This window comes from Methanobrevibacter ruminantium M1 (genome assembly GCF_000024185.1).
In the GTDB taxonomy this organism is placed as follows: domain Archaea; phylum Methanobacteriota; class Methanobacteria; order Methanobacteriales; family Methanobacteriaceae; genus Methanobrevibacter; species Methanobrevibacter ruminantium.
Genome location: NC_013790.1, coordinates 1,675,250 through 1,701,541, shown reverse-complemented (window position 1 = coordinate 1,701,541; position 26,292 = coordinate 1,675,250). Strand labels below are relative to the sequence as shown.

The window sequence follows — 26,292 nt, the reverse complement described above, 5'->3', positions numbered from 1 at the left end:
AATTCTTTAATATTTTATATTTTAAGTGATAATATGGTGGAATTAAGAGTAAATGCTGGAAATGTAAAGAATCCTAATGTTCACAAAATTGGCATAATTGCCCTTGGATCTCATCTTGAAAATCATGGTCCTGCGCTGCCTATTGATACAGATGCTAAGATAGCTTCTCATATTGCCTTTCAAGCATCTCTTGAAAGCGGAGCTAAGTTTTTAGGAGTTATCTATCCTGCTCATGAGCTAAAGGAAATAAACCATGGCATACATGTTAGTTTAGAAGATTTAACCGATGAAATCGTTAAGGTATTAAAATCAGCAAAGAAATTCTTAAGGATTAGCAGCGTAATCATTGTAAATGGTCATGGTGGAAATCTGCCTATTGTAACTACTTTATATGATATTGAAGAGAGAACTGGCCTTCTTATAACATTAAACAGCAAGATCATAGAATCTGAAGGACCTCATGGAGGTTCTGGCGAACTCTCTATGGCTAAGGCTTTAGGAATCATAGATGAAAGTCAGGTTGAAAACCAGACCAATCTTGAGGAATATGGTGAAGTGGGCCTTTATATGTTTGGGGAAGCTCGTAGAAACGATCCTAACATTGAGGAAGGGGCTCTTGACGTTGAAGAGAATGGCGTTTATGTGGATGATGTCTATGGACAGGAGCTTTTAAAGCTAGCCATTAATTCTGTTCTTTTGGATGTTGAAAAACAGTTGGATTCTCATTATGGCTATTAGTTCTGTTGTTTTTGATTTTATTAAAACACTTGAATTCTAATTTAGCTATTAATTCTAAATTCCATAATCTTTTTTCTATATTAATAACTTTTAATTATTTTCAATAGAAAATATAGTTAAATTATACTTATTTTAAAATTTTAAGTACAAACCTTTATATACTATATAAAATATAATTATTAATAATATTAATTTGGTTTTGCTATATTATTATTGATTATTTTCAAATTTTATTAGAATTTTCATAGTTTTTAATGATTTTTAAGATAATTTTTTAGTTTTTTAATTTTATAGTTTAATCTTATTAATTGATTAAATTTTTAGAAAAATTCTAATTTTTAAGCTTTTGTCTTAAAATATAAAATCAATTTGTTTTTTCTAAAATTAATTAATCTCTGTATAATATTTTAAAAATAGCTGTGTTTTTATAGTTGTTTTTAATAAACACTTTTTTAGATTTAAAAATCTATAGAATCGATAAATTTATATATTATACGAACATATTTAATATAGTATAGGTGATAATCATGAGCGGACAACAAAATGTTCAAAGACCACTTGACGCATTAGGAAAAGCAGTAAACTCTCCAGTTTTAATCAAACTCAAAGGAGAAAGAGAATTCAGAGGCATCTTAAAAAGCTTTGACTTACACATGAACCTTGTTCTTGATGATGCTGAAGAATTAGAAAAAGGAGAAGTTTTAAGAAGATTAGGTACTGTTCTCATTAGAGGAGACAATATTGTATATATTTCTCCATAGAACTTTTTCTAATTTTTATTTTTCTAATTTTCTTTGTTGCTCTCAATAAAGATTATTCAATTTTATATTTCAATTTAAATTAGATCTTTAATCTATTTTAAGCTATTAAATTAGATTTTTAAATCTTTTTTAAATTATTTTTAGATTCTTTTTATATGTAGTTTATCCTATGTAAAAAGACTTATTTTATACTTACAATTTTTATTATTAATTTAAGGAGGAGAGAGAAGTGAAAGGAACTCCATCAATGGGTAAAAAGAATAAAAAGACCCATATTAGATGTAGAAGATGTGGTAAAAACTCATACCACGTACGTAAGAAAGTTTGTGCTTCCTGCGGATTCGGAAGATCTAGCAGATTAAGAAGTTACAGTTGGCAAAACAAAAAATCCACTACTCGCCAAAGATTAGTGTAGATTTTTTATAAGCTTGCAGAACTATTGTTTTGCATTTAAAATTATTTTGAGATAATAAAAGCGAATTATCTCAATAAACCACTATTTTTATATATTTTTTATTTTCAGAGATAGTTCTATCTCAGATTACTCTATCTTTTATTTATTTAGGCTATTCTGTCTTAGTTTACTCTATTTTTTATTTTATTAGATTAATTATCCTTATTTTTATACTCACTTATTAAACTATTTTCTAATATTATTCATATGTTCATTTTTTAGTTCTTTAATTGGTTAATTTTATAAAATTCATGCAAAATAAAAATATTTATATTAAATTAAATACAAATAAAATTTAAATAATCAATATGGTTAATTAATACTTACTTCTAAACAATTAAATGGAGTTTTCATATGACAAAAAGCTTAATCCTATATTTTTCAAGGGCTGGAGAAAACTATACAAGCCAAGGAATAAAAAACATTGAAATTGGAAATACTGAGGTCATTGCTAATTATATCAAAGAGTTTACAGAAGCGGATATGTTTAAGATGGAGCCTTTAAACGACTATCCTGAAGATTATATGCAATGTACTGAAGTGGCTCAAAAAGAGCTGAATGATGATGCAAGACCTGAACTGAAGGAATACATTGAAGACATTAGTGAATATGATATGATCTATCTTGGTTTTCCTAATTGGTGGAACACTATGCCTATGCCTGTCTGGACTCAATTGGAAAAGCTTGATTTCGATGGAAAAACCATAAAGCCATTTGTCACCCATGAAGGCAGTGGATTCGGCAAATCTGAAAAGGATATTAAAAACCTATGTCCTGGAGTTAAATTAGCTAAAGGATTATCCATCCGAGGCAGTTCAGTTGAAGATTCTAAGAAAAAGGTAAAACATTGGGTTAAAAAAGGTTAAATCTTTAAAAAGGTAAAATCTATATAATTAATCTTTTAAATCTTTTAAAAGGTAAAATCTATATAATTAATCTTTTAAAAAAGGCTAAATCTTTAAAAGAAAAGATTTATATAATTAATCTTTTAAAAAAGGCTAATTCCTTTTTTAATTATATTTTTTTAATTTATTATATAACACTGTTATATTTTTATTCGATAAAAAATTATAAAAAAGCCGTAAATTTTATTATTTGCTAATTTTTACTTCTTTTTTTTTAGAAAAAGCAATTAACTTATGCTATATTTGATAACAAGCAATATTTAAAACATTATAAATCAAATTTCAGAAATGACTAAATCCAATTGGCTTTGAACCTCTCTTAAAAGCTTTTTGTCTTTACCTGTTTTATCTAAAATAAGGCTGATTATCTTATCAGCTTCGCTTTCTCTGAAATTGGGATTCAGCTCTTCGCTAACGCTTTCCCAGAATTCACAGGCCCAATTCTTTTTGCCGTCATAAACTTGATCGATAAGAGTCAGTTTGCCGTTTTTAAGTCTAAAGAGTCTAAAGTCCTGTTTTGGCTTTGATTTTTTCCCTTCCTTGTTGCAATCAAGATACAATCCATCGGAATATTCATGTTTATAATCTCCTGATTTAACAAACTCTCCAACTAATGAATAGCCATTCAAGACACTTTTATCTAAACCAGTAACGGTTTTAAGCCATCCTCCAGTTGCTCTAAAGTTAATTGAAGGGTCTATATTTGTTATCTCTTCACACCAATTCAATAGCATATTTCTTTCTCCAAATCATTGTTTTTCTTGTGTTTTAGTTGAATGTTATTTTAATTTTATTAAAATATACTAATATGAAATTAAAAAAACATCTGATAGGATTTTTTTGCAATCCGAGATATAATGCAAATCCTTGATATTTTTTAAAAAAGATCAAATCAATACTCCTCTAATAAGGGATTAAAAATCACTAATTTTCAACATATGTTCAAAAAAATTAGATTTAATTCTTAAAAGATATCTTCTTGATTTCAATCGGTTGGATTGTCTTTATTTATTAATTAAAGTTCAGTCCTTTTGATTTCAATCTGTTGGAGTGTCTTTATTTTAATAATTAAAGTTCAGTCCTTGATTTCAATCAGTCCAAAATCTAAAAAAAACTAAGCCCAATTATTTTGAAATGCAATTAATAGTTTAACTTACCATATATAAATGACTTGTCCGAGAGCATTTGAAAACTAATCCCCTAATATTCAAACTAAAAAACATATATTTTAAGGCCTTGAAAACAATCACCATAACCTTTTATAAACATTTAATAAGTATAAGCAATAAACTAATATTATATATGTATTGTTTACAGTGATAATGGTATTTAAAGTAATAATTTAATATTAAATTATTATCGACTCTCTAATCTGGTTTTTTTTAAAAAACTATCGAATAATCTAATATTAAATTATTATTGATATAAATTTGAAATATTAATAATAAATCATCACCCAATTATTATATTCCGATTTAAAGTCATTTTCTCTTTTTATACCATTAATTAATTAGTTTAAAAGGGATATAAATGGATATATTAAATAAGTTTGACATAGTGCCAAATGATATGGAACTGTATGAGACAGCATTTACACACTCATCCTATGCCTCCAAGCATCATTTGAACGATTATGAAAGATTAGAATTTTTAGGTGACTCTGTTTTAAACATGCTCACTTCTGAATTTCTTCAAAACATGCATCCTGATTTCGGTGAAGGCAAATTGACTAAGCTTAGGGCTAATTATGTCTGTCAGAATGCATTGATTGTTTATTCACATGAGTTTGGATTGGACAAATGCGTGAAATTGAATCTTGAGGACAATGCATTAACTGATAATGAGGTCATTTCAATCACAGCTGATGTCTTCGAATCCTTTTTAGGAGCCATCTATCTAGACCAAGGCATTTCTAAGTGTAAGGAGTTCCTGACAATAACAGTATTTCCTTATATTGAAAATGAGCAGATTTTCTTCCATGACTATAAGTCAACTATAAAAGAATATGGCGATGCCATAGATAAGGAAATCACTTATGAGCTGATTGAAGAGCATGGCGCTCCCCATGACAAGACATTTGTGATGAAAATATTGATAGATGGCGTTGATTTCGGCCATGGAGTAGGAAAGAGCAAGAAGGAAGCTGAACAAGTCGCTGCCTGCAATGCAATTAAGACTTTAAGATTGGATCATGGCCAGGATGTTGCGTATATGCGTTTGTATAAATAGTCCTTTCAAATTCTTAAAGACTTTTTTTAAGCTTTTTAAAGGGAACTTTTCAATTTTTTTTTTAAAGGCTTATTATAATGAACTTTTCAAATTATTTTAATGCTTATTAACAGAACTTTTCAATAGGGAATAATATTATGAATAATCAAAATAAGTATTCTTGCATAGTTTTAGCTGGAGGCATGAGCAGAAGAATGGGTCAGGATAAGGGATCTATGATTATTTACAATAAACCTATGATTTTACACATACTTGAAAGGCTAAACCATAAGATAAATGATGCTGTAATTGTTTTAAATAATGCAGAAAGGATTTCAATTTATAGAAATCTTCTAAATCAATATGCAGACAATGATATAGAAGAAAATTTTGATTATGAATTGAGCTTCATTGAGGATGAGGTCAAGTCAAAAGGCCCTATTTCAGGGGTCATGACTGGATTAAAGAATATAAAAACAGATTATGCACTAGTATTGCCTTGCGACTCTCCATTTATAAGTGGAGAATATATAGAAAGCATGTTTGGGATTCTTGATGAAAATCCTTTAGCAGATGCCATAATCCCTTTTCATATTAAGTCAAATAAGGATAAGTTCAAGGACAATGAGGAGTTTAACTTTAAAAATGCAGATGAAATGTCTTTAGAGATGAAGATACAGAATTCAGAGCCTTTGCATTCAATTTATAAAAAGGACAATCTGAATAATATAAAATCTCTTTTAGATGATGACAGCTTGTATGTGAAATCTTTTATCAGGTCTTTAAAAAGCCCTGTTTTTATTGAAGTGGATAATAAGGTTTTATTTGATGATGACTTTAAAAATCTAAATAAACAAGAGGATATTGATAATTTAAAGTTTAAAAAATAGTTTTTACTTTATTTTTAATCTTATTTTTTTCTAGTTTTATTGCCTTTACTAATTTTTTAATCAGTCTTATTTTTCTAGTTTTATTGCCTTTACTAATTTTTTAATCAGTCTTATTTTTCTAGTTTTATTGCCTTTACTAATTTTTTAATCAGTATTATTTCTATCTCTTTTTAACATAAATCATAGTCATAGGATTGTCTGAAATTAATTTTACCCCTTTATTTAACTGCTGTCCTTTAGATACATCAATCTGACTAATTGTTGGATTGTATAATAATTCATCTAACTTATTTACACTCATTAAAGCAAAGTCAAGAATGTTTGTCAAGATTATTATTCTGCCTTTTGAATTGATTCTATTGTGAATCTCTTCTATAATCTCACCAATATTGTCATCATTTGCTTTTATTATGGCAATGTCAAAGTCGATGATGCTTCTTATAGCAGAAAGAGGGTCCTGATTTATGAATTTGACCTTATCAATATCTCCATGCTTTTCAATATTTGTCTTGGAAAACTCTATTGCTGTATTGTCTTCATCTATGCAATAGACTTCCTTGGATAATTTGGAAAATTCTGTAGATATTTCTCCAATTCCACAGTTAATGTCTAAAACAATGTCCTCTTTACTCACATCTGATTTATAGAGGGCTATTGCTCTAATTTCCTCTTTAATGAATCCGGAGATATCGCAGGTATTAATAAAGTCAAAATCTTTTATCATTTTATCACATTATAATATAATAAATAATTAAAAAATAAGTTAATATAAAAATGTATTTTAAAAAATATAATATTTAGTTTTATTTAATATATGGATTTATCTTATTCCTTCTCCCATCTTTTAAACATATCATTATCTATCTTTAGGACATCCAAGACTTTTCCAACTATGAAATTGGTCATGTCGCTTATGTCTTTAGGGTCATGATAGAAGGCAGGCATTGCAGGAAGGATTATGCCTCCTTCCTTAGATATCCTAAGCATGTTTTCAAGGTGGACATCCCTTAATGGAGTTTCCCTTGGAACCAGAACAAGGGTGCGTCTTTCCTTAAGGGCAACATCTGCAAGGCGAGTTATGGAATTGGATGCATAGCCGTTGGCTATTGCTGATACTGTCTTCATGGAACATGGTATGATTACAGCAGAGTCAAACTTGAAAGATCCGCTGTTTACAGAGGAGTCTATCTCTTCAGATTCAAAATAGTGGTCTGCTAATGATTTGATTTCTTCTACTGATTCTTCCAATTCATATTCGATTACAATCTTGGCAGGATTGCTTATAAGCAGTCCTGTTTCTATTTTAAGTTGCTTAAGTGCTTTTAAGAGTTCCACTCCATAGATTACTCCGCTTGCACCTGTAATTGCTATAATAATCATTATTTCCTCTCAATTTATAATTTAAAATTATGCTTTTTTTTTTAGTTTGATTTAATAATTCTTTTATGGTTTTTTCTTTTTAATCAAACAATTTGGACTGGTTAAAGTGAATTGTATCATACCTTCTCACTTCTTCAGGCAAGTCCAAATAGTTTTCCAGCTTGATTCTTTTGGTCTTTTCAAGGTCTTCCTTAGGCACATAAAGGCAAATGTCTGGGGAATTGAATCTTGCGCTGCTTAAAGCACCTACAATGCTTGAAATCTCATTCAAATGATATAATTTATCTCCAAAGGACACCCAGGTTTTCATCTCATCAAATCTAGGATATTCCGGAAGGTTGATAATGAGATAGTTTCTGTCTATATTGAAGTCCTGGCTGATTTCCTCTTCGGCCTTAAGCAACTCTTCCTTGCTTATTTTAAATATCTTGTCTGGGTTCTCAAATCTGTTGACTGGAATTGACTTTGCAACCTTCAAGAGCCTTCTGTTGTCAATGCGCTCCATAATGTCCCTTGAGAATCCTTCAGAGTTTCTGCACATGCTTATCATGTCTGCATCGTCATATTTGTACATCTCTTTAGGATTTAAAATGTCCTGATGAATCATATGCCTTAGGCATCTTCTAAACATTGCATTGACAATTCTTGTGGTGTGGTGCTGATATACGCTTGGATACATAAGATATCTTGCAACAAGTGCTGCTTCTGCAGCTTGAACCCCTTTTATGTCTAAAATCAGTTCCCTTTCTAGCTTCAGATTGCTGATGATTCTTTCGGTATCAATCACTCCATAAGCCACTCCTGTATAGTGGGAATCTCTGATTAGATAGTCCATTCTATCCATATCCAGCTCTCCAGAGATGATCGGTCCCAATTTACCTTTTCCATTGATGATGTCGATTATTTCACTTGTGTTGAATTTTTCAGAGAGCTTATCTGCAAGGGAAGTGTTCTTGACAACAAATGCAGTTAGCTCCTCATGGGGAACATCAAACACTGCTTCGGATACATGGGAGAATGGTCCATGTCCTGCATCATGGAGAAGTCCGGCTATTCTAACTAAGTCCTTGTCGTCATCGTTAAGCTCAAGCTGATCTGCCAGCTTGCTTGCAAGATGCATGGTTCCGATTGAATGCTCAAATCTGGAGTGATTTGCTCCTGGATAGATTAGATAGATGAATCCTAATTGCTTCACTCTTCTAAGGCGCTGTAATTGAGGATAGTCTAAAATTTCAAGTTCAAATGAATTTAAGGGGAGGTTTCCATGAATACTGTCTCTGATGAATTTCTTATTTGCAGACATATTATCACCTAGTGGAGGTTTATTTGGCGGTTGTTTCTATAATAATGAATTGTTCATTTCTTTTTTTTGCTGTAAGTTGTATAGGAATGAATTGTTCATTTCTTTTATGATATATAATATGTTAAGCCTAATAGAATTAATAATATTTATAAAAGACTTATTTAATATAGTTTACTAAATTCTAGTAATTATTTGCTTTTTATATCTAATTTTTATACAATATTATTAAAATTTTATAGTTTTAAACAATTTTTATATCTTTTTTGAATATTGGTTTGATTTTCTTAGCTTTTTCATTTTTCGCTATGTCCTTTTTTATAGTTCGGGGACCTATTTTTATCGAATCAATCTTTTCATGCTTTTTTATTTTATTAATATGCAATAGTTTTTACATTTTCATATTGAACTTATTTTTGACTTTATTTTTTACGATATGAATAAAATAAGGAAATCGATAGAAATTTATTTTTTTCTAAAAAAAAGATACATTTATATAGTATTAAGTTTAATTATTAACTATGTACAAAATTTGAATGAAAAAATTGTACAAAATTATTTTGGTGATTAACATGGTAATTAGTGCAAGAAACGGATTAACAGGAAAAATCGATAGTATAAAATTAGGAGAAGTAATGGCAAGTATCAAAATAGCAGTAGATGAACCTGCTATAATTACTGCAATCATTACTAAAGAATCTGCAGAAGACTTAGGTTTAGCAGAAGGTGACAAAGTTAAAGCAATTATTAAATCCACTAATATTATGGTGGAAAAATAAGTTTTTAACGATTTTTATTCTTTATTTGCTTTTTATTAAGAAAATTTTATTTTATAATAATTTTTCATTTGTTTAATAAAAGCAATAAAAACTATACAAAATTTAAATAAGACTATAAATAAATATATATTTGAAAAATTATATTATAATATACTGGTGATATTATGGCGATCAGTGCAAGAAACGGATTAAAAGGAAAAATTGAAGATGTGAAATTAGGTGCAGTAATGGCTAGCATCAAAATTGCAGTTGACGAACCTGCTGTAATTACAGCTGTCATTACTAGAGAATCTGCTGAAGAATTAGCTTTAGCTGAAGGTGACGAAGTAAGTGCAGTTATTAAGTCCACTGAAATCATGGTGGAAAAATAATTGTGATTGAAGAAGAAATATCAATTTAAAAAAAGAAATATACAATTAAAAGGTGATTTGAATGGCAATTAGTGCAAGAAATGGTATTAAAGGTACTGTAGAAAGTGTAAAATTAGGTGAAGTAATGGCTAGCATCAAGATCAAAGTTGAAGACCCTGCTTTAATCACTGCAGCAATTACCGCTGAATCTGCTGAAGAATTAGAATTAGCTGTTGGCGATGAAGTAAAGGCTATCATTAAATCTACTGAAATCATGGTAGCGAAATAGATAGATTGAATTAAATCGATTGATGAATTTTAAAAGCAAATATATGCTTTGTCCAGATTAAATTTAATTTGGGGAATTTAAAAAACAATATTTATTAAAGGTGATTTGAATGGCAATTAGTGCAAGAAACGGATTAAAAGGAAAAATTGAAGATGTAAAATTAGGAGAAGTAATGGCAAGCATCAAAATCGCAGTGGATGAACCTGCTGTAATCACTGCTGTTATTACTCGTGAATCTGCTGAAGAATTATCTTTAGCTGAAGGTGATGAAGTAAGTGCAGTTATTAAATCTACTGAAATCATGGTAGAAAAATAATTGTGAATTTAAGAAGAAAATTCAATTTAGTTAGGTAATTTATTTAAAAGGTATTTAGGTAATTATTTTTTTTTAAAAAAAAATTTAAGGTGATTTATATGGCAATTAGTGCAAGAAATGGTATTAAAGGTACTGTAGAAAGTGTAAAATTAGGTAAAGTTATGGCAAGCATCAAGATTAAAGTGGAAGATCCTGCTTTAATTACTGCAGTCATTACTAAAGAATCTGCAGAAGACTTAGACTTAGCTGTTGGCGATGATGTAAGTGCTATCATTAAATCTACTCAAGTTATGGTAGCTAAATAGATTTAATAAAACTTTATTTATTTTATTTTACAAAATATATTATTTAATAAATTTATTCTAATAAATAATTTTAATAAATTTATTCACATAAAAACAATTTATAATAAATTTATTCTAATAAATAATTTTAATAAATTTATTCACATAAAAACACTCAATAATAAATTTATTTTTAAAAATAACTCATTTAATAAATTTATTATTCAATTTCACTTTTTTTAATTTATATTTATTATATAATCTTTTTATCAAGTTTTAATCTAGTTGTCAATTTATTTGACAACTATTTAAAATGAGCTTTTTTTTATTAAAACTTTCTAAATTATTTATTTATTTAAAAAAAGATAATAACAGGATTATCCTCCTGCCATTATGATTTTAGTTCCTTGATTGGAAAGCTCCTCTTTTTTAAAGTCAATCTCATGCTTGACTCTTTCCACAACTTCAGTAAGGGCTTCCAAGGTTTCTCCTCTGTGAGGTCCAAGAACAACAACTAGGAATAACTGATCTCCAGTATAGAACTCTCCAATGAAATGGATAACGCTTATTTCAAATACTCCATGCTTTACTTTAGCGGTTTCTACGATAGATTCTATCTGTTCAAGTCCTTTTTCCTTGTCTGGAAGTGTTAAAGTAAGCTTATCAACGGTTAAATTCTCTTCTTCTCCTCTTACAATTCCTTCAAAACTGTAGATGGCTCCTGCTTCGTCCACTCTGTCGGACTTTTTAATCTCTTCTATTAAATCGCCTATTGTAAAGTATTCGTCATCTTTTTCAACAATCTTAATTACCATTTTATCAACCTATAGTTTTCTCTTAATTAATTTTGTATTTATTGACTAATATAATTTATTTATATTTTGACTCTTTTCACTTATAAATATAACTATTGTTATAAATTTCTAAATTCAAATAGTTTTTAAATTCAGATAGTTTTTAAATTCAAAATTTTTTAAGCTTAGCTTAAATCGTTTAAAAAATAAAAAAAAGCATGAAAAGAAATTATAATTCACTGATTTCCTTTTTATTAAGGTGTTTTATTCTATCCACACCATTTATCTCTTCAATAATTTCAACTGTAGCCTTAGGAACCAATGATTGCCAATCCTCATCCATCAATATTCTTTTTCTAATTTCAGTTCCGGAAAGGACTTTTCTATCAAACAATTCAGGAGCGATTACTTCATATCCCTCTTCGGAAAATAGGACTTGAACAAGGGAATTTCCGCTATAGACCTTCTTGAAAGGAGGGCTGACCATCTCAACCTGAGAAACCCATAGCTTGTTGCGGTTGATGTCCTCTATAGGGATTATATATGTTTTATTCAAGTCAATCCCTTCCTCTATTAGGGCATTTCTCATCATCAAAACTCTTTCCCCTGCAGTGAATGGATCTTTTAGCTCATGGCTTAACTGAGCACTTCCAATTCCGATTATAATCTCATCGACTTCCTCTAAAGTCTCCTTTATAACTTCAATATGTCCATTATGAACAGGCTGCATTCTTCCAATTAATAAGCCACGGTTTTTTCTTTTCATTGTATTTAGTTTTATAATTTATATTATTTAATGCTTATTTTTTATGCAAACTTATAGATTCTCTCTTTTGAATAAGTTCCATTGTCCATTGCATTTAATCCATATTTTAAAATAATTGTTAAAATTTAATCTAATTTAATTATATTTAATTAAATGTATACTTTTATACATAGACTTAATCAATAATATTTATTTAAAATTTAAGAAAACCTTATAATTTTTTTAATAAAAATAAGCAATAAAAATTAAAATAAACCTATAAGTATTTTTTATTAGAAATTACAAAGTCTAATTATAAAAACTATATTTAATCAATTGATTGTAAATTAGATATTTTTTTAACGCTTTTAATTAATCAACCAGTGTGGAAAGACTATGTATAATGAAAATGTGGCATCAAAGACTAAGAAAATATTAGATAGCGCTCTTGACGGGCCTATCTCAGTTGAAGATGGGAATTACCTAATGAATCTAAAGGGTTCAGAGATTTTTCCGCTTTTGGCTACTGCAGATGCGATACGTGAAAAGGTGGTTGGAGATAATGTTACATTTATCAACAATTGCAATATCAACTTTACAAATATCTGCAAGGTCCGCTGCGGATTCTGCGCTTTCGGAAAGGATGCAGATGATCCTGACGCTTATCATCTAAGCGATGAGGAAATATTAAAGAAGGCTGAAGGTGCAGTGAGGACTGGAGCTCGCGAATTCACATTGATGGGAGGGGTCCTTGAGGATGCAGACATTGAATACTATGAGCATCTTCTCAAGCTCTTGAAGTCTGAATATCCTGATATTGAGATTCATGGATTTTCCCCAATGATGATTAAGGATGCTGCATTGAAAAGTGAAATGCCTATAGAGGAAGCATTCAAGATACTCAAAAAGGCAGGCCTTGGAACATTGCCTGGAACTGCAGCTGAAATATTGACTGACCGTTCAAGAGAGATTATATGCCCTAAGAAGGTCACAACACAGGAATGGATAGACATTATTAAGACAGCCCATAATGCAGGGATAACTGGCTCTGCTACAATGATGTACGGCCATATTGAAACAATGGAAGAAAGGGTTGAGCATTTGGACATTCTTAGAAATATCCAATTGGAAACCGGCGGCTTCAATGAGTTCATTCCAATGACATTCATGCATGAATACTCTCCCATATTCCTTGAAGGACAGGAAAACTTAGGAGCAACTGGAACTCAAGACCTTAAGCTTTATGCAGTTAGCAGACTCATGTTTCATGACATTATTCCAAACATTCAAGTCTCTTGGGTAAAGATGGGATTCAGATTTGCACAGGTGTCTCTTTTGGCTGGTGCAAATGATTTAGGTGGAACTTTAGGTGGAGATGAATTGTCTGAAGCATCTGGTGCTCCAGATGGTGTTGATGCAAGTATAAAAGACCTAAGTAGACTTGTAAGAGACTTAGGCAGAGTCCCTCTAGAAAGAAACTCTGAATATACTGAATTTTATCCTATTGAATTATAAAAACTTTAAACTATTTTTTTAGGATCTGGTTGTTTAAAACCTGATTCTCATTTATTTTTATTTAGGATTTGGATTATTCCAAATCCAATCCTTTTTCAATCATTTTTTCCTTTAAAATAGCCATATTCTCTTTTACATCATCCTCTGCAACTCTTTGGATGACTCTTTCATTTTCAATAAATCTCTTTTTATATTCTTCCTTTTTCTCATCATCGATGATGTCAACTCTTGTATAGTCAACTAATGACTCAAGGAATGCAAATAGTCCTCTGTTTAGTGCCTTGGCTCCTTGCCTATTGATGATTATCTTCAATGGCTCTGCCTTTATGATATAATTCTTTGCCCCTTCATTTACATGGTCATGTTCCGGCTTCATCTCTTCAATGGATTTTACAAGGGCAATGAAGTAAGCATCTGCATTTTTCAAATAAACAATGTCATCATCCTTAACGAATTCCTCTTCCTTCAGATTGTCATAAAGGGATCTTGCAAAGACTGAAGGGTCATTTGTAATGTTTACTACAAAGATTCCTGTCTCTTGAATGTTTTTTAAGGTCTTGCTTCCTTCAAATATCCTTGCAGCAACATCGTAGTCTCCAATGTATTTCAATCCGATTGGAGCAGCGTCCATTTCACCTGCCTTGTTCATGGTGGTGTAGATGGTCTCATATCTTCCTCCAGCCTTTATTCCAATGCTTTCTAAACTAAATGACATGATTTACCTCTTTTAAGACTTTATTTCATTTTTTTATGTAAATATTATATTTTTTTATTTTACTTGTTTTGGTCATTTGACAATTTTCCATTGCTCTATTTTATTCACTTGTTGGTCATTTGACAATTTTCCATTGCTTATCTTTTCATTTATCTTTATCCTTCTAGTTTTTCATATGAAAAGTATTCAAAATTATGCTTTCTCACTTCTTCAATGACCTTTTCACGATCTTGAGGATATTCATCCAAATACAATCCAATGAAGTATGTTTGAGCATCAAAGAGTATCTTTAGGAAGTGGACATAGAGTTCATCGCTTTTATCAACTTGTTTATAGCTTTCATTAATGTCATCGATGACCTTCAATCGGTCCAGTACATTGAATTGATAGGAAGTTTCCTGTCTTGAAATGGAACCGCTTCGCCTTATTCTATAATAGACAGCTCCTTCTTCCTTGCTTACAAAATAAAATTCAAAATGATTCTTTGGATATAGCCTTGCATAATAGGAAACGTCAACTCCATTGTTGAGATTTGGATTGAAGTCAGTTCCCTTAACGGCTAATGCTGGAATTATCTTTGCAGTTGTTATGATGGAAAGGTTAGTCAGTTTTACAACAACATCATTGAATATGCCTTCCCTGTTCATGGAATATGGGACAAGGCGAGACCCTATCTCTTCTCCAGTTTCCTCATCGATGTCGATGAAATTAGAGAGCACAACCCTATTTGGAGCTATATGGTCATAAAGGGCTTTTAGATAATTATCGCTGATGAAGTCGTCATCATCAAGAAATCCTATATATTCCCTTTTTGCAATCCGAATTCCAATGTTTCTTGCATTGGACACTCCCCCTTCGCTTGTATAGCTAATTATTATGTTCATGTCAGGATTTGATTTTGCAAAATCAGTTAATATGTCTATTGTGGAATCCATTTCTCCATTGACGATGAAGATTACTTCAAAAAGGTCTTTTGAAATTGTTTGCTTTTCCAAGGACTCTAAAAGAGGCTGAATATGATTTTCTCCCTTATAGCTAGGAATGATTAGGCTAATTCCCTCTTCAAGTTCAGGACTAAGCTCATTGTTTTTAAACTCCAATTCCTCATTTTTTAGCTTTAATTCCTTATTTTCCTTTTTCAATTGATTTGCCTTATCTTTGTAATGATTGAATTGATCGCTCTTGGATAAAATTAGATTCTTCATTCCCATGTTTCTACCTCTTAACAATACATTTTGGGATTTATTAGATAAAATTTATTCTAGTTCTATATAATATTTGGATTTGTTTATTATTAAATGTTATTAATTCTTATAAACCCTTTTTAATCTTATTAATTATTTTTCATAGGTTTTAAAATGATTAAATCCATTAAAATCAATCTAAATAAAAAAATCCAAATTTTTCTTTCTTTTTAACAAATAAGAATTTTTAACGAATAATTCATTTTTTAAGAAAATTTTAAAAACTTTTATATATTTTAAAAGTCATATATTATTAATACAATTTAATATAATTATACTATATTAATTATATTAATTATTAATTAAATTATTCTCGAATAAGAGTCTATCTGTAGTCTTTTGAGAAATGATTTTTAGTTTTGTGAAAATATTTGGAGTTTTAGGTATTTAGAGTTAAAGGAAAAACAGGTTGAAATTATGAATATTAATTTAAAAAAAATCACATTCTTATGTTTGGTTTTAGTTCTAATCGGTTTGATCTCATTTAATTCAATCAGCGCTAATGATTTAGGCACTGTATTGGAGGATAATGATAATAACGGATTAAATGACTTAAATAATGATGATTTTATAAATTCAGATGTGAATTCAGATAGTATAAATAAAGAAGCAATTTCTAATTTAAAAAGTTTAAATAGTCAGGATGAATCTACATCTTCTGATTCTAATAATTCTGCTAGTTCTAATTCTAATAGTTCCGTTGCTTCTAGTTCTAATAGTTCTGCAAGTTCTAATTCTGCTAATTCTAATAGTTCTACTAGTTCTAATTCTGCTAATTCTAATAGTTCTGTAAGTTCTAATTCTACTAATTCTAATAGTTCTGCAAGTTCTAATTCTACTAATTCTAATAGTTCTGCAAGTTCTAATTCTACTAATTCTAATGCTAACACCAATAACTCCAGTTCAGATGCATCTAAAACTCAAACTATAAAATTATCCTCTCAAGAGGAAAGTGCCCTTAATGAGTTCTTAAATGCAATCAAAACAACTACTAAAGGCACAATTGTTCTAAAAAACGATTTGGTCCTTAATCAAACTATCTCACTTAATAACAATATTACAATAGATGGTAGGAATCATTCCATAAGCTCCTTAGATGTTACAAACATGTTTAAGACCTTTGCAAAGATCACACTTAAAAACATTGTCTTTACAAACTATCATGAAATAGAGAATTTAAGGGCAATACTTAACTCTGGAGAATTGACTGTCCTCAATTGCCAATTCAATGGATTTTCATATCTTACAAACGGCTCAGCTATCTATAACAGCAAAAAGCTTACCGTTCAAGGGACTAAGTTTAATAACAATTATGTCAATAACAGCGGAGGGGCCATCTATAGCACAGGAACCCTGACTATAAACAATTCCTCATTCAACAAAAATCATGCAGGCAAAAATGGTGGAGCCATCTATTCCACTTTAAACCTAATCCTAAACCAGTCTGTCTTTAGCAATAATTCCGCTAATGAAAGCGGAGGAGCTCTCTATTCAAAAGGCAGCGGATTAAATATAAAATATTCCCGATTTAATAATAACTCTGCATCATTAAATGGAGGTGCGCTCTACAGCTCATCCAACAGTACGGTGATTTCCTATTCAAATTTCGTTTCAAACTTTGTGGAAGCCTATGATAAAGCAAGCAATGGAGGGGCTGCATTTATCTATTATGGATCTAAAATTGCATATTCAAACTTCACATCTAACCATTGTAAAACAACTCTTACAAACAGTTCTCAGAAAAAGTCAATTCAATCAATGGGTGGAGCTTTATTCTATTATGGTGGAAATCATACTTTAAGCTTCTCTAATTTTAATAAGAACTCTGTAGAAAACGACGGAGGTGCTGTGCGCATAGCCAAAAATGTAGGGAAATTTACATTGAACAAATGTAATTTCACAAATAACAACGCATCCTATGAGGATGGGGGAGCAATTTCCTTAGCAACCCCAAACATCACAATCTCAAACTCCATTTTCAAGAATAACTTTGCAAATGAGGACGGAGGAGCTATTGACACATTCAGTCTAGGAAGCTATAAGGTAAATGTATTGATTAAGAATTGCCTATTCAATTCAAACACTGCATTCAAGGCAGCAGGTGCAATATATTTAGGAGTAAACACTGTCCAATCAATAGTAAACTCTAATTTCACATCAAATAAGGCAACCGTTGCAGGTGCATTCTATATAGAATCCATTTCAGTAAGCATTAGCAATTGCATCTTCTCATCCAATAAGGCAGACAATGTATCCAAAAAGACAATATATAACAAGCAAGGCAAGGTTGTCTCCCATTCAGGAGGGGCTGTATTCGTTAAGAATGGAAGTACAGTCACCATTAAAAACAGCCTTTTCAAGAGCAATAAGGCCACATCAGGTGGGGCCATAACCAATCATGGAAAGATGGTCATTGATAAGTGCAATTTCACAAGCAATTCTGCAACAAATGGTGGGGCATTATATGGCGGTGGAAAAACAAGCACAATAAGAAATTCCATATTCTATAAGAATTCAGCAACAAAAACTGGAGGAGCATTATTCATCAATGAAGGCAATGTCAATATGAAATCAAGCATGATAGTCTCAAACACTGCAAAATCCTATTCTGTCTACAGCACAGTTTCAATCACATTAAACAATAACTGGTGGGGAAACACATTGTCAATTAAGGACAAGTCCCCTAAGACTTTAGGATTGACCAATGTTAAAGTGAGCACTTGGCTTCATTTAAAAATAAGGGCTAAGACCACTAAGCTTGCTAAAGGAAAGACCACAACATTGACTATTGACTTAAGATATAATAATAACGATAAGCTTGTTTCAACTGCATTTAACAATCCTCTTACTTTGACTGTATCTGAAGGCACTTTATCTAGCAAGAAAGTGAATTTAAAAAATGGAAAGGCCACAGTTAAGTTTAAAAAGACCAATTCTAAGACTGCAGTTGTTAAGGTCAAGCTATTGGGAAAAACAGCACGTTGTACTATAAAGACTAAATAAGCCTTTATATTTATATTTTTTAATTTTTCTTAATTTCTATTTTTCATACCATGTTTTAATCTTTTTTTTTTAATTTTTCTTAATTTCTATTTTTCATCCCATTTTTAATCTTTTTTAATTTTTTATTGTGGATTTATATTTTAATCTTGTTTTTTTCTATTTTTTTAATTCAAATACTAGTTTTTAAAATAATATTTTAACTTGAATAATTATTATTTTTATAATTTAATAAAAGGTTTTAAATATTAACTAATATAAATTATATGTAGTATAAATTAATAAAAGATTAATTAAAAAAATCCTTAAGAATTTTATAAATTTTAATTAAAAGATGGCTAAAATTTTTATAGATTTTTATTAAAAAAATTCTAAAAATTTAATTAAGTTTAATTAATCTATTTTACAAAACTAAACTAATATTTACCTTATTTATAAAAATAAACTGTGATAAGCATGATAAGTATTAAAAACCTTTCTAAATCATATAAATTAGAAAATGGAGAAGAACTTCCTGCCTTAAAAAACATTAATCTGGAAGTTGAGGATGGAGAAATCCTAGGAATCATAGGAACCAGCGGATCTGGAAAGACCACACTTTTAAGAATATTAAGAGGGGTTGAAAAATTTGATGAAGGTGAATTCACCATAGGAAGATACACCATTAAGCCGGATTCCTCCCAATTTTATTATAATCAAGTCAAGAAGGAAACTGCAATCCACCTTCAAAGGTCATTTGGTATTTGGCCTGAAAGCGTGCTGGACAATGTTGTTCGAAAATTATACGGTGCCAAATACGGAGATGAGTCTGGAACTGACTTTGAAATAGCTCATGACCAATTTGACAAGGAAGCTATGGAAATCATAGAGCTTGTAGGCCTTGAGCATAAGGCTGATCATTTGGCATCTGTCTTAAGCGGAGGAGAAAAGCAAAGACTTATCATGGCTCGTCAATTGGCTAAAAAGCCTGCAGTAATGCTATTGGATGAACCTGCCACAATGGCATGTCCAAAGACAAAGCAGGAAATATTGGATGCAATCAAGAAAATCAATGATGAACTTGGAATAACCGTAATTCTCGTATCACACCTTCCGGAAATCCATAAGTTCCTAGCAGACAGGGTAGTCCTTATGGAAGACGGTGAGATAGTCAAAGACGGAGATGTCAACGAAGTGGTGGATGAGTTCCTTAAGGACATTGAGGAACCTGTTGACATAGACATCGAATCCACTGACGAAACCATAATTAAAGCAATAGATATTGACAAAAGGTTCTATTTGCTTAAGGGCAAAAACGTTCTCCATATGAAAGACGTCAACCTTGAAGTAAATAGGGGAAATGTGCTATCTCTAGTTGGCCCAAGCGGTGCAGGTAAGACTGTTTTGCTTAGGATGCTAGGAGGTCTTGACTATCCTGATAGTGGAGATGTTCTCTTCAAGCTTGTAAATAAGGAAGATGGAGAAGAAGAAATCAGATGGGTAAACATTGAAAATGCAAGCCTTGACAGGATGGAAATCAGAAGAAACCTTGGATTTATGCATCAGGAATTTGCATTGATGTATTACGCCACAATACAAAGTCAATTGGCTGTCAAGCTAGGATACAAAAGATGGGATATGGTAGAGGAAGCCAAAAAGAGAGCTAAGGAAAATGGCCTTCCAGATATCTTGCTTGATGCATTGTATCAATTGACAGACCTTCCGGAAAGGGAGGCTAAGGCACGTCTTGAACAGATTGGTCTTGACCCAACTATATTGGATGAATTATTCCCTAAATTCCCAGAAACTCAAATCAAGGAAGAGGTTAAGGACTTGTTTGAAGCCCTTGACTTGCCGCTCGATATCCTTCCAAGAAGGTCATATGAATTGTCAGGCGGTCAAAAGGTAAGGGCCATGCTTGCATTGGTTCTTGTTTCAAAGCCAGATATTCTCTTGCTTGACGAACCGTTTGGAGACCTTGACCCTAAGACATTGAGAATAGTTGCAAACTCACTTAAGAGAATCTGCAAAGAGTTTGGAACAACCCTTGTGATGGTTTCACATAATACAGACTTCATTAAGGAGCTAAGCAATAGGGCAGTGTTCATTGACCAAGGTCACCTAAAGGACGATAGCGAAGATGTTGATAAGCTTGTAGATGACTTCATTGGATTCTGTAAGGCTGATTACTTGATGTAAATTGATTTTTTGGAGAATCTTAATCTCAAAACATTTTTTCTTTTTTTTAAGCAAAAATTAATTATTAATCTAAATAGTTATTAGAGGAAATTATTTTTTTAATTTAAATAGTCTTAGTGGAAATTAATTATTTTAATCTAAATACTTATTTTTAGAGGATATTATGTTTAAAAATATTTTAGTGGCTAGTGATGGCTCAAAATGTGGAGACAAGGCAGTTGATATAGCTATTGATTTGGCTTCAAAGTATGATGCAAGGGTAGCTGCCCTTTATATCATGGATTTTGGCCTTGATTTGTCCTATGATGATATGGATGATGCAGGAGGGGCTGTATTGGATGATATCACAGCAAAAGGTAAAGAGAAGGATGTTGTTGTGGTTGAGCACATTATAACAGCAGATCCTATTCAAGATATGGAAACCATGATAAGAAAGATAAACCCTGATATAGCTATCTTTGGAGCTTTCGGCAAGTCCACAGACAAAGAGGACAAAATAAGATATGATAAGATAGGCAGAGTTGCCTTGAATGCATTAAAGGTGGCTAAAGTTCCGGTCCTTCTAGTAAAATAATATTTAACTCTTATGGGATGATTTCTTTGAAGACAATAGTAATCAATGCAGGTCCTAAAAAAAGAGGCTTCAATGCAGAGATGGCAAAGTCTGCTTTAAGGGGCGCCCAATCTGTTGGTGCTGAAGTGGAATTCATAGACTTATATCGTCTGAAGTTTACAGGCTGCTTGAGCTGTCTCATTTGCATGAGAGATGATTTTGAAAGCTGCAAATGCTTCCTTAGGGATGATCTTTCACCTTTGATTGACCGGATATTGGATGCAGATTGCCTTTTGATAGCTGCCCCAATCTTCTTTTCAAATCCCTCAAGCCATTATATGGCCCTTTTGGAGCGATTGATATTCTGCATAGTTTCAAACAAGGGAGAAAATCTTTTCAAGGGAAAGGTCAATGTAGGCCTTATCTATACATTCCATTATGATAAGGGCTATTTTGAAGAGTCTGTCCGCCCTCATTTCAAGCATTCAGAGGACATCTTAAAGATGCTCAATGGAGAAGTGGAAATCTACTCAGCAGAATATGATTCCAAGAAAACCTATTCCACAAGCTTTGATGGCGAAATTAGTTCGGAAGATGAATGTTTCACTCTCAATTTAGAAAAAACCTATGAAATCGGTGCTAAATTAAGCAATTAATTAACTGGATTATCCATTAATACTTTTTTTATTTATTTTCTTGTTATTTAATAAAACATTTTATATATTATTAAATTCAAACTATAATTATAAATAATTAGGGAGGTAATGCCATGGCTCAACACAGATGTACTATTTGCGGATATGTATACGACAGTGAAACTGGTGAAGAAAGAAGAGATCTTGCTGCTGGAACCGAATGGGAAGATGTACCTGACGATTTCACCTGCCCATTATGCGGTGCAGTCAAAACCATGTTCAGAGCTCAATAGACTTTCTAAACTAGTCTCAAACAGTATTTTAAAAATTTTTATTTTTAATCAATTCAAATCAATTATTTTTTTAATTTTTAATTTTAATGATTTTTTTAAGCTAAACATGATTTAAAATTTAATTAATTTTTTATTTCAATGATTTTTTTAAGCTAAACATGATTTAAAATTTAATTAATTTTTTTATTTCAATGATTTTTTTAAGCTAAACATGATTTAAAATTTAATTAATTTTTTTTTATTTTAATGATTGTTTTAAGATAATAATGATTTAAAATTTATATTAACAATTCTCATATGAGAAGGTGAAAAAATGGTTTTTGTATGTGACATTTGTGGATATGAATACAATCCAGAAGCTGGCGACCCAGATAATGGAATTGAACCAGGAACTGCATTTGCAGACTTACCAGATGATTGGACTTGTCCATTATGTGGTGCAGAAAAAGCAGATTTCGTAGAAGAATAATCTAATTTATTAGTCTATGAAATTTTTGAAAATTCTAAAATTTATTTTTTAATTTAAAGGTGAAACAATGGTAAATGAAAAAATGGAAGCAGCATTAAATGCACAATTAAACGCAGAAGTTTACTCTGGATACTTATATTTATCTATGGCAGCTTACTTTGAAGATGTTGATTTAGCAGGATTTGCTAACTGGATGAGAGTTCAAGCAGCAGAAGAATTGGAACACGGAATGAAATTCTATGACTATCTCATTAGAAGAGGAGCAAGCGTTACCCTTACTGCTATTGACGCTCCACAAACCGAATGGGAATCTCCATTAGCAGCATTTGAACATGTTTTAGAACATGAAAAAATGGTTACTGGTTTAATCAACGATTTAGTGGACTTAGCTATTGAAGAAAAAGACCATGCTACCAACAACTTCTTACAATGGTTTGTTGAAGAACAAGTTGAAGAAGAAGAAAACGCTATGGAAAACTTAGCTAAACTCAAATTAGCTGGCGACGACAACTCTTTATTATACAAACTCAATGAAGAGTTTGCAGGTCGTGGAGCTGCAGAATAGTTCCACCTTTTCCGACCCTTCGGGCCGCAAAAGCTGGACCAAAATTTTTATTTCGGTTTTTTAAACCATCTTTTTTTTTAAAAGAGAAGTTTACACTTCCTTTTTCTAAAGGAAGTTCCACTTTCCTTTTTTAGGGAAGTTTATACTTTTCTAATTTTTTAATTATTCTAATACTAACTATAAATACTTTTATAACTCACATTCATTCAAATTATCTTATTTTATCCAAATATTGATTTTAAGGTCTTGTCATGTATAAAGATGCAATTTTAGTCAGGGGAGCTAAAGTACACAATCTAAAGAACATAGATGTGGACATTCCTCTTGGAAAGATAGTGGCTATAGCTGGAGTCTCTGGAAGCGGAAAGTCTTCCCTAGCCCTTGGAGTTCTGTATGCAGAAGGATCCAGAAGATACCTTGAGGCCCTATCCACATATACAAGACGAAGGATCACCCAATCTGAAAAGGCCAATGTGGAATCTGTCCAATATGTTCCGGCAGCTCTTGCATTGCATCAGAGACCTAATGTTCCAAATATAAGAAGCACCTTTGGGACTTCAACAGAGCTTTTAAATTCCTTAAGGCTGCTATACTCTCGCTGTGGCAGCTATATATGTCCAAATGGACATATCCTCAAGCCTTCATTGAATGTTGCAAGGGAGATTGAGCTTGAATGTGATGTCTGTGGCGAGAGATTCTATGGTCTTGGAGCTGAGGAATATGCCTTCAATTCAGATGGGGCATGTCCCAATTGTAGCGGAACTGGAATAGAACGTGTCATTGACGATTCCACACTTGTTCCAAATGAAAACAAGACCTTGGAGGAAGGTGCAGTTGAATCATGGAACATGTTTGGAATAAACTGGATGTATCATGTGGCTGGAGAGCTTGGAGTGAGGGTGGATGTTCCCTTTAAAGATTTAAGCGATAAGGAAAAGGAAATCGTTTATAAGGGACCCTCTGTAAAGAGATACATTAACATTCCATCTAAGAACGGAAAGCTATTTGAGTTGAATGCAGAATACAGAAATGCCCATAGGGCAGTTGAAGAGGCATTGAAGAATGCCAAGACTGAAAAGGGGCTTACTAGAATAAACAAATATCTAAAGATAAGGGAGTGCAGCCAGTGCCATGGCACAAGGCTTAATAAAAGAGCAAATTCAACTCTTTTAGGTGGAATAAACATTAGCCAAGCCTGTCAGATGACTCTAGAAGATATCGTCAAATGGATTCCTAATGTCATAAACAATCTGCCAAAGGAAATGCAAGATATGGCAAATAACATTGCAGAGGAGTTTATGGACAATGCCAAGATATTGCTTGACTTGGGGCTCAGCTATATCTCACTTGATAGGCCAAGCAATACCCTTTCCACTGGAGAGCTTCAGAGGGTGCAGCTTGCCAGAACCCTTAGAAACCCTACAACAGGGGTTCTATATGTTTTGGATGAGCCTTCAATAGGTCTTCACCCTGCAAATGTGGAAGGCCTGATAAAAGTCATGAACAGGCTGATAGAGGATGGAAATAGCATAATACTTGTAGATCATGACGTTAGGATATTAAGGATAGCAGACTATCTGATTGAGTTAGGTCCTTCAGCAGGTTCAAATGGGGGAAAGATAATTGCTGAAGGCACAATAGATGAAATAAATAAAAATAAAGAATCATTGATTTCAGGATTCCTCTCAAATGAGGAAAAGATTATAATTAGGAAAAAGTCAGATAAGAACTCCATATTCAAAAACGGATCCATTGACATTTCAACTTGCCAAATCCACAATGTAAAGCCTATGGATATTAGTTTTCCTAAAGGAAAGCTCACTGTAGTAAGCGGAGTTTCAGGAAGCGGCAAGACCACATTGCTCCTTGAATCATTGTATCCAGCAGTTAAATCATTGATAAATGATGAAAATATCCCTAACAATATAAAATCCATCGATGCAAAGAATATTAATAAAATAGAACTTATCGATAGCGTTCCAATAGGAAAGAATGTGAGAAGCACAGTATCAACCTATAGTGGAGTATTGGATGACTTGAGAAAGATATTTGCCAAATTGGACTCCTCTATTGAAAGGAATCTGAAGGCATCTGACTTTTCATATAATACAGGCAGCCTGAGATGTCCATCCTGCAACGGCACAGGAACAATCTCTATGGATGTCCAGTTCCTCCCTGATGTGGAGATAACTTGCCCTGACTGCAATGGCCTTAGATATTCAGATGAAGCTGGTGAAATAATGTTAGGTCATCTTTCCATTTCAGATATAATGGCATTGACAATAGATGAGGCCATTGATGAACTGTCCAATATTGAAGATGAGAGTATAGATCCTCTTTTAAAAAGAGCGATAAATAAATTGGCTAAACTGTCCAATTTAGGCCTTGGATACCTTACAATCGGAGAGTCAACACCAAGTCTTTCAGGTGGGGAAGCTCAAAGGTTAAAGCTTGCATCTGAAATAGGCAAATCCCAAAGGAATTCAATATTCATCTTTGATGAGCCTTCCATAGGTCTTCATCCATTGGATGTGAAGGTATTGCTTAATGTATTCCAGACATTAATAGATGACGGAGCAACAATCATAGTAATAGAGCATGACCTTGATATAATTGCAAATGCCGATTATATAATTGATATTGGAATAGATGACAAGCATATGGGTGGAGAGATACTTGCAAAGGGAACTTTAGAAGATATTCTTAATTCTAAGGATAGTCTGACTGCTAATTATTTAAATGAGATTAATTTATAGTTATTTTCTTCTATTTTGAATTTATTATTGAGTTTGTGTTTTTTTTGGCAGTGGGTTACAAGTTTTTTGTGTTTTTGTGTTTTTTTTGGCAGTGGTGTTACAAGTTTTTTGTGTTTTTGTGTTTTTTTTGGCAGTGGTGTTACAAGTTTTTTGTGTTTTTGTGTTTTTTTTGGCA

27 protein-coding genes and 1 pseudogene are annotated in these 26,292 nt (G+C 31.8%); 20 read left to right on the top strand and 8 right to left on the bottom strand.

Annotated elements, in window-relative coordinates; translation table 11 throughout:
- The first annotated feature begins 33 nt into the window (after positions 1 to 33).
- The 4 genes from arfB to MRU_RS06405 all read left to right on the top strand — a co-directional run bounded on the left by arfB (position 34) and on the right by MRU_RS06405 (position 2,820).
- Entirely contained in the window at positions 34 to 738 is a 705-nt protein-coding gene (gene arfB, locus MRU_RS06415; RefSeq protein ID WP_012956082.1) for a 2-amino-5-formylamino-6-ribosylaminopyrimidin-4(3H)-one 5'-monophosphate deformylase, read from the top strand.
- Positions 739 to 1,265: 527 nt separating this feature from the next.
- On the top strand, positions 1,266 to 1,499 hold the full coding sequence (locus MRU_RS06410; RefSeq protein WP_012956081.1) for an LSm family protein: 234 nt from the start codon (positions 1,266 to 1,268) through the stop codon (positions 1,497 to 1,499).
- 229 nt (positions 1,500 to 1,728) lie between these two features.
- A complete protein-coding gene (locus tag MRU_RS11415) occupies positions 1,729 to 1,914 on the top strand; it encodes a 50S ribosomal protein L37e (protein ID WP_012956080.1) in 186 nt (61 codons plus the stop codon).
- A gap of 393 nt (positions 1,915 to 2,307) precedes the next feature.
- On the top strand, positions 2,308 to 2,820 hold the full coding sequence (locus tag MRU_RS06405) for a flavodoxin (RefSeq protein WP_012956079.1): 513 nt from the start codon (positions 2,308 to 2,310) through the stop codon (positions 2,818 to 2,820).
- A gap of 314 nt (positions 2,821 to 3,134) precedes the next feature.
- Here MRU_RS06405 and MRU_RS06400 read toward each other — a convergent pair whose 3' ends face one another.
- On the bottom strand, positions 3,135 to 3,593 hold the full coding sequence (locus MRU_RS06400) for a hypothetical protein (RefSeq protein ID WP_012956078.1): 459 nt from the start codon (positions 3,591 to 3,593) through the stop codon (positions 3,135 to 3,137).
- A gap of 796 nt (positions 3,594 to 4,389) precedes the next feature.
- Between MRU_RS06400 and rnc the strand changes: the two genes are divergently transcribed.
- Positions 4,390 to 5,088, top strand: a complete 699-nt coding sequence (gene rnc, locus MRU_RS06395; RefSeq protein ID WP_012956077.1) for a ribonuclease III — start codon at positions 4,390 to 4,392, stop codon at positions 5,086 to 5,088.
- A gap of 137 nt (positions 5,089 to 5,225) precedes the next feature.
- The gene (locus tag MRU_RS06390) at positions 5,226 to 5,957 is read left to right on the top strand and encodes a molybdenum cofactor guanylyltransferase (RefSeq protein ID WP_012956076.1); all 732 of its coding nucleotides are present in this window, start codon (positions 5,226 to 5,228) and stop codon (positions 5,955 to 5,957) included.
- A 160-nt stretch (positions 5,958 to 6,117) separates the two neighbouring features.
- Here MRU_RS06390 and MRU_RS06385 read toward each other — a convergent pair whose 3' ends face one another.
- The 3 genes from MRU_RS06385 to MRU_RS06375 all read right to left on the bottom strand — a co-directional run bounded on the left by MRU_RS06385 (position 6,118) and on the right by MRU_RS06375 (position 8,640).
- Entirely contained in the window at positions 6,118 to 6,681 is a 564-nt protein-coding gene (locus MRU_RS06385; protein WP_012956075.1) for a methyltransferase domain-containing protein, read from the bottom strand.
- A 101-nt stretch (positions 6,682 to 6,782) separates the two neighbouring features.
- Positions 6,783 to 7,337, bottom strand: a complete 555-nt coding sequence (locus MRU_RS06380; RefSeq protein WP_012956074.1) for a UbiX family flavin prenyltransferase — start codon at positions 7,335 to 7,337, stop codon at positions 6,783 to 6,785.
- A 79-nt stretch (positions 7,338 to 7,416) separates the two neighbouring features.
- Complete coding sequence (locus tag MRU_RS06375) at positions 7,417 to 8,640, bottom strand: HD domain-containing protein (protein WP_012956073.1); 1,224 nt, start codon at positions 8,638 to 8,640, stop codon at positions 7,417 to 7,419.
- 569 nt (positions 8,641 to 9,209) lie between these two features.
- Between MRU_RS06375 and MRU_RS06370 the strand changes: the two genes are divergently transcribed.
- From MRU_RS06370 to MRU_RS06350, 5 genes are all read left to right on the top strand, one after another.
- On the top strand, positions 9,210 to 9,416 hold the full coding sequence (locus MRU_RS06370) for a TOBE domain-containing protein (protein WP_012956072.1): 207 nt from the start codon (positions 9,210 to 9,212) through the stop codon (positions 9,414 to 9,416).
- Positions 9,417 to 9,580: 164 nt separating this feature from the next.
- Entirely contained in the window at positions 9,581 to 9,787 is a 207-nt protein-coding gene (locus MRU_RS06365) for a TOBE domain-containing protein (RefSeq protein ID WP_012956071.1), read from the top strand.
- A 61-nt stretch (positions 9,788 to 9,848) separates the two neighbouring features.
- Positions 9,849 to 10,055 carry a TOBE domain-containing protein gene (locus MRU_RS06360; RefSeq protein ID WP_012956070.1) on the top strand — a complete coding sequence of 69 codons (207 nt, stop codon included), beginning with the start codon at positions 9,849 to 9,851 and terminating at the stop codon, positions 10,053 to 10,055.
- Between the two features lie 109 nt (positions 10,056 to 10,164).
- Complete coding sequence (locus MRU_RS06355; RefSeq protein ID WP_012956069.1) at positions 10,165 to 10,371, top strand: TOBE domain-containing protein; 207 nt, start codon at positions 10,165 to 10,167, stop codon at positions 10,369 to 10,371.
- A 98-nt stretch (positions 10,372 to 10,469) separates the two neighbouring features.
- Positions 10,470 to 10,676 carry a TOBE domain-containing protein gene (locus tag MRU_RS06350; RefSeq protein ID WP_012956068.1) on the top strand — a complete coding sequence of 69 codons (207 nt, stop codon included), beginning with the start codon at positions 10,470 to 10,472 and terminating at the stop codon, positions 10,674 to 10,676.
- A 356-nt stretch (positions 10,677 to 11,032) separates the two neighbouring features.
- On the opposite strand, the gene MRU_RS06345 is transcribed toward MRU_RS06350, so the two are convergent.
- On the bottom strand, positions 11,033 to 11,470 hold the full coding sequence (locus MRU_RS06345) for a molybdenum cofactor biosynthesis protein MoaE (RefSeq protein ID WP_012956067.1): 438 nt from the start codon (positions 11,468 to 11,470) through the stop codon (positions 11,033 to 11,035).
- A gap of 208 nt (positions 11,471 to 11,678) precedes the next feature.
- On the bottom strand, positions 11,679 to 12,215 hold the full coding sequence (locus tag MRU_RS06340) for a nicotinamide-nucleotide adenylyltransferase (RefSeq protein WP_012956066.1): 537 nt from the start codon (positions 12,213 to 12,215) through the stop codon (positions 11,679 to 11,681).
- 375 nt (positions 12,216 to 12,590) lie between these two features.
- Here MRU_RS06340 and cofH point away from each other — a divergent pair, with 375 nt between their 5' ends.
- Positions 12,591 to 13,709 carry a 5-amino-6-(D-ribitylamino)uracil--L-tyrosine 4-hydroxyphenyl transferase CofH gene (cofH, locus tag MRU_RS06335; protein ID WP_012956065.1) on the top strand — a complete coding sequence of 373 codons (1,119 nt, stop codon included), beginning with the start codon at positions 12,591 to 12,593 and terminating at the stop codon, positions 13,707 to 13,709.
- A 73-nt stretch (positions 13,710 to 13,782) separates the two neighbouring features.
- On the opposite strand, the gene MRU_RS06330 is transcribed toward cofH, so the two are convergent.
- A complete protein-coding gene (locus MRU_RS06330) occupies positions 13,783 to 14,424 on the bottom strand; it encodes a DUF447 domain-containing protein (protein ID WP_012956064.1) in 642 nt (213 codons plus the stop codon).
- Between the two features lie 155 nt (positions 14,425 to 14,579).
- Positions 14,580 to 15,635 (bottom strand): glycosyltransferase, encoded by a 1,056-nt coding sequence (locus tag MRU_RS06325; protein ID WP_012956063.1) that lies wholly within the window; start codon positions 15,633 to 15,635, stop codon positions 14,580 to 14,582.
- Between the two features lie 450 nt (positions 15,636 to 16,085).
- On the opposite strand from MRU_RS06325, the gene MRU_RS06320 reads away from it, so the two are divergent.
- From MRU_RS06320 to MRU_RS06285, 8 genes and pseudogenes are all read left to right on the top strand, one after another.
- Positions 16,086 to 18,671 carry a right-handed parallel beta-helix repeat-containing protein gene (locus MRU_RS06320; protein WP_012956062.1) on the top strand — a complete coding sequence of 862 codons (2,586 nt, stop codon included), beginning with the start codon at positions 16,086 to 16,088 and terminating at the stop codon, positions 18,669 to 18,671.
- Positions 18,672 to 19,124: 453 nt separating this feature from the next.
- The gene (locus tag MRU_RS06315) at positions 19,125 to 20,846 is read left to right on the top strand and encodes an ATP-binding cassette domain-containing protein (RefSeq protein ID WP_012956061.1); all 1,722 of its coding nucleotides are present in this window, start codon (positions 19,125 to 19,127) and stop codon (positions 20,844 to 20,846) included.
- A 163-nt stretch (positions 20,847 to 21,009) separates the two neighbouring features.
- Positions 21,010 to 21,420 (top strand): universal stress protein, encoded by a 411-nt coding sequence (locus tag MRU_RS06310; RefSeq protein ID WP_012956060.1) that lies wholly within the window; start codon positions 21,010 to 21,012, stop codon positions 21,418 to 21,420.
- Positions 21,421 to 21,446: 26 nt separating this feature from the next.
- Positions 21,447 to 22,055: a flavodoxin family protein gene (locus MRU_RS06305; protein WP_048812450.1), complete on the top strand. Its 609-nt coding sequence runs from the start codon at positions 21,447 to 21,449 to the stop codon at positions 22,053 to 22,055.
- A gap of 113 nt (positions 22,056 to 22,168) precedes the next feature.
- Positions 22,169 to 22,327 (top strand): rubredoxin, encoded by a 159-nt coding sequence (locus tag MRU_RS06300; protein ID WP_012956058.1) that lies wholly within the window; start codon positions 22,169 to 22,171, stop codon positions 22,325 to 22,327.
- 313 nt (positions 22,328 to 22,640) lie between these two features.
- Complete coding sequence (locus MRU_RS06295) at positions 22,641 to 22,796, top strand: rubredoxin (RefSeq protein WP_012956057.1); 156 nt, start codon at positions 22,641 to 22,643, stop codon at positions 22,794 to 22,796.
- A gap of 67 nt (positions 22,797 to 22,863) precedes the next feature.
- The gene (locus MRU_RS06290) at positions 22,864 to 23,361 is read left to right on the top strand and encodes a ferritin (RefSeq protein WP_012956056.1); all 498 of its coding nucleotides are present in this window, start codon (positions 22,864 to 22,866) and stop codon (positions 23,359 to 23,361) included.
- A 272-nt stretch (positions 23,362 to 23,633) separates the two neighbouring features.
- Positions 23,634 to 26,117 (top strand): annotated as a pseudogene (locus MRU_RS06285) (excinuclease ABC subunit UvrA); the annotation flags it as partial.
- Between the last annotated feature and the right edge of the window lie 175 nt (positions 26,118 to 26,292).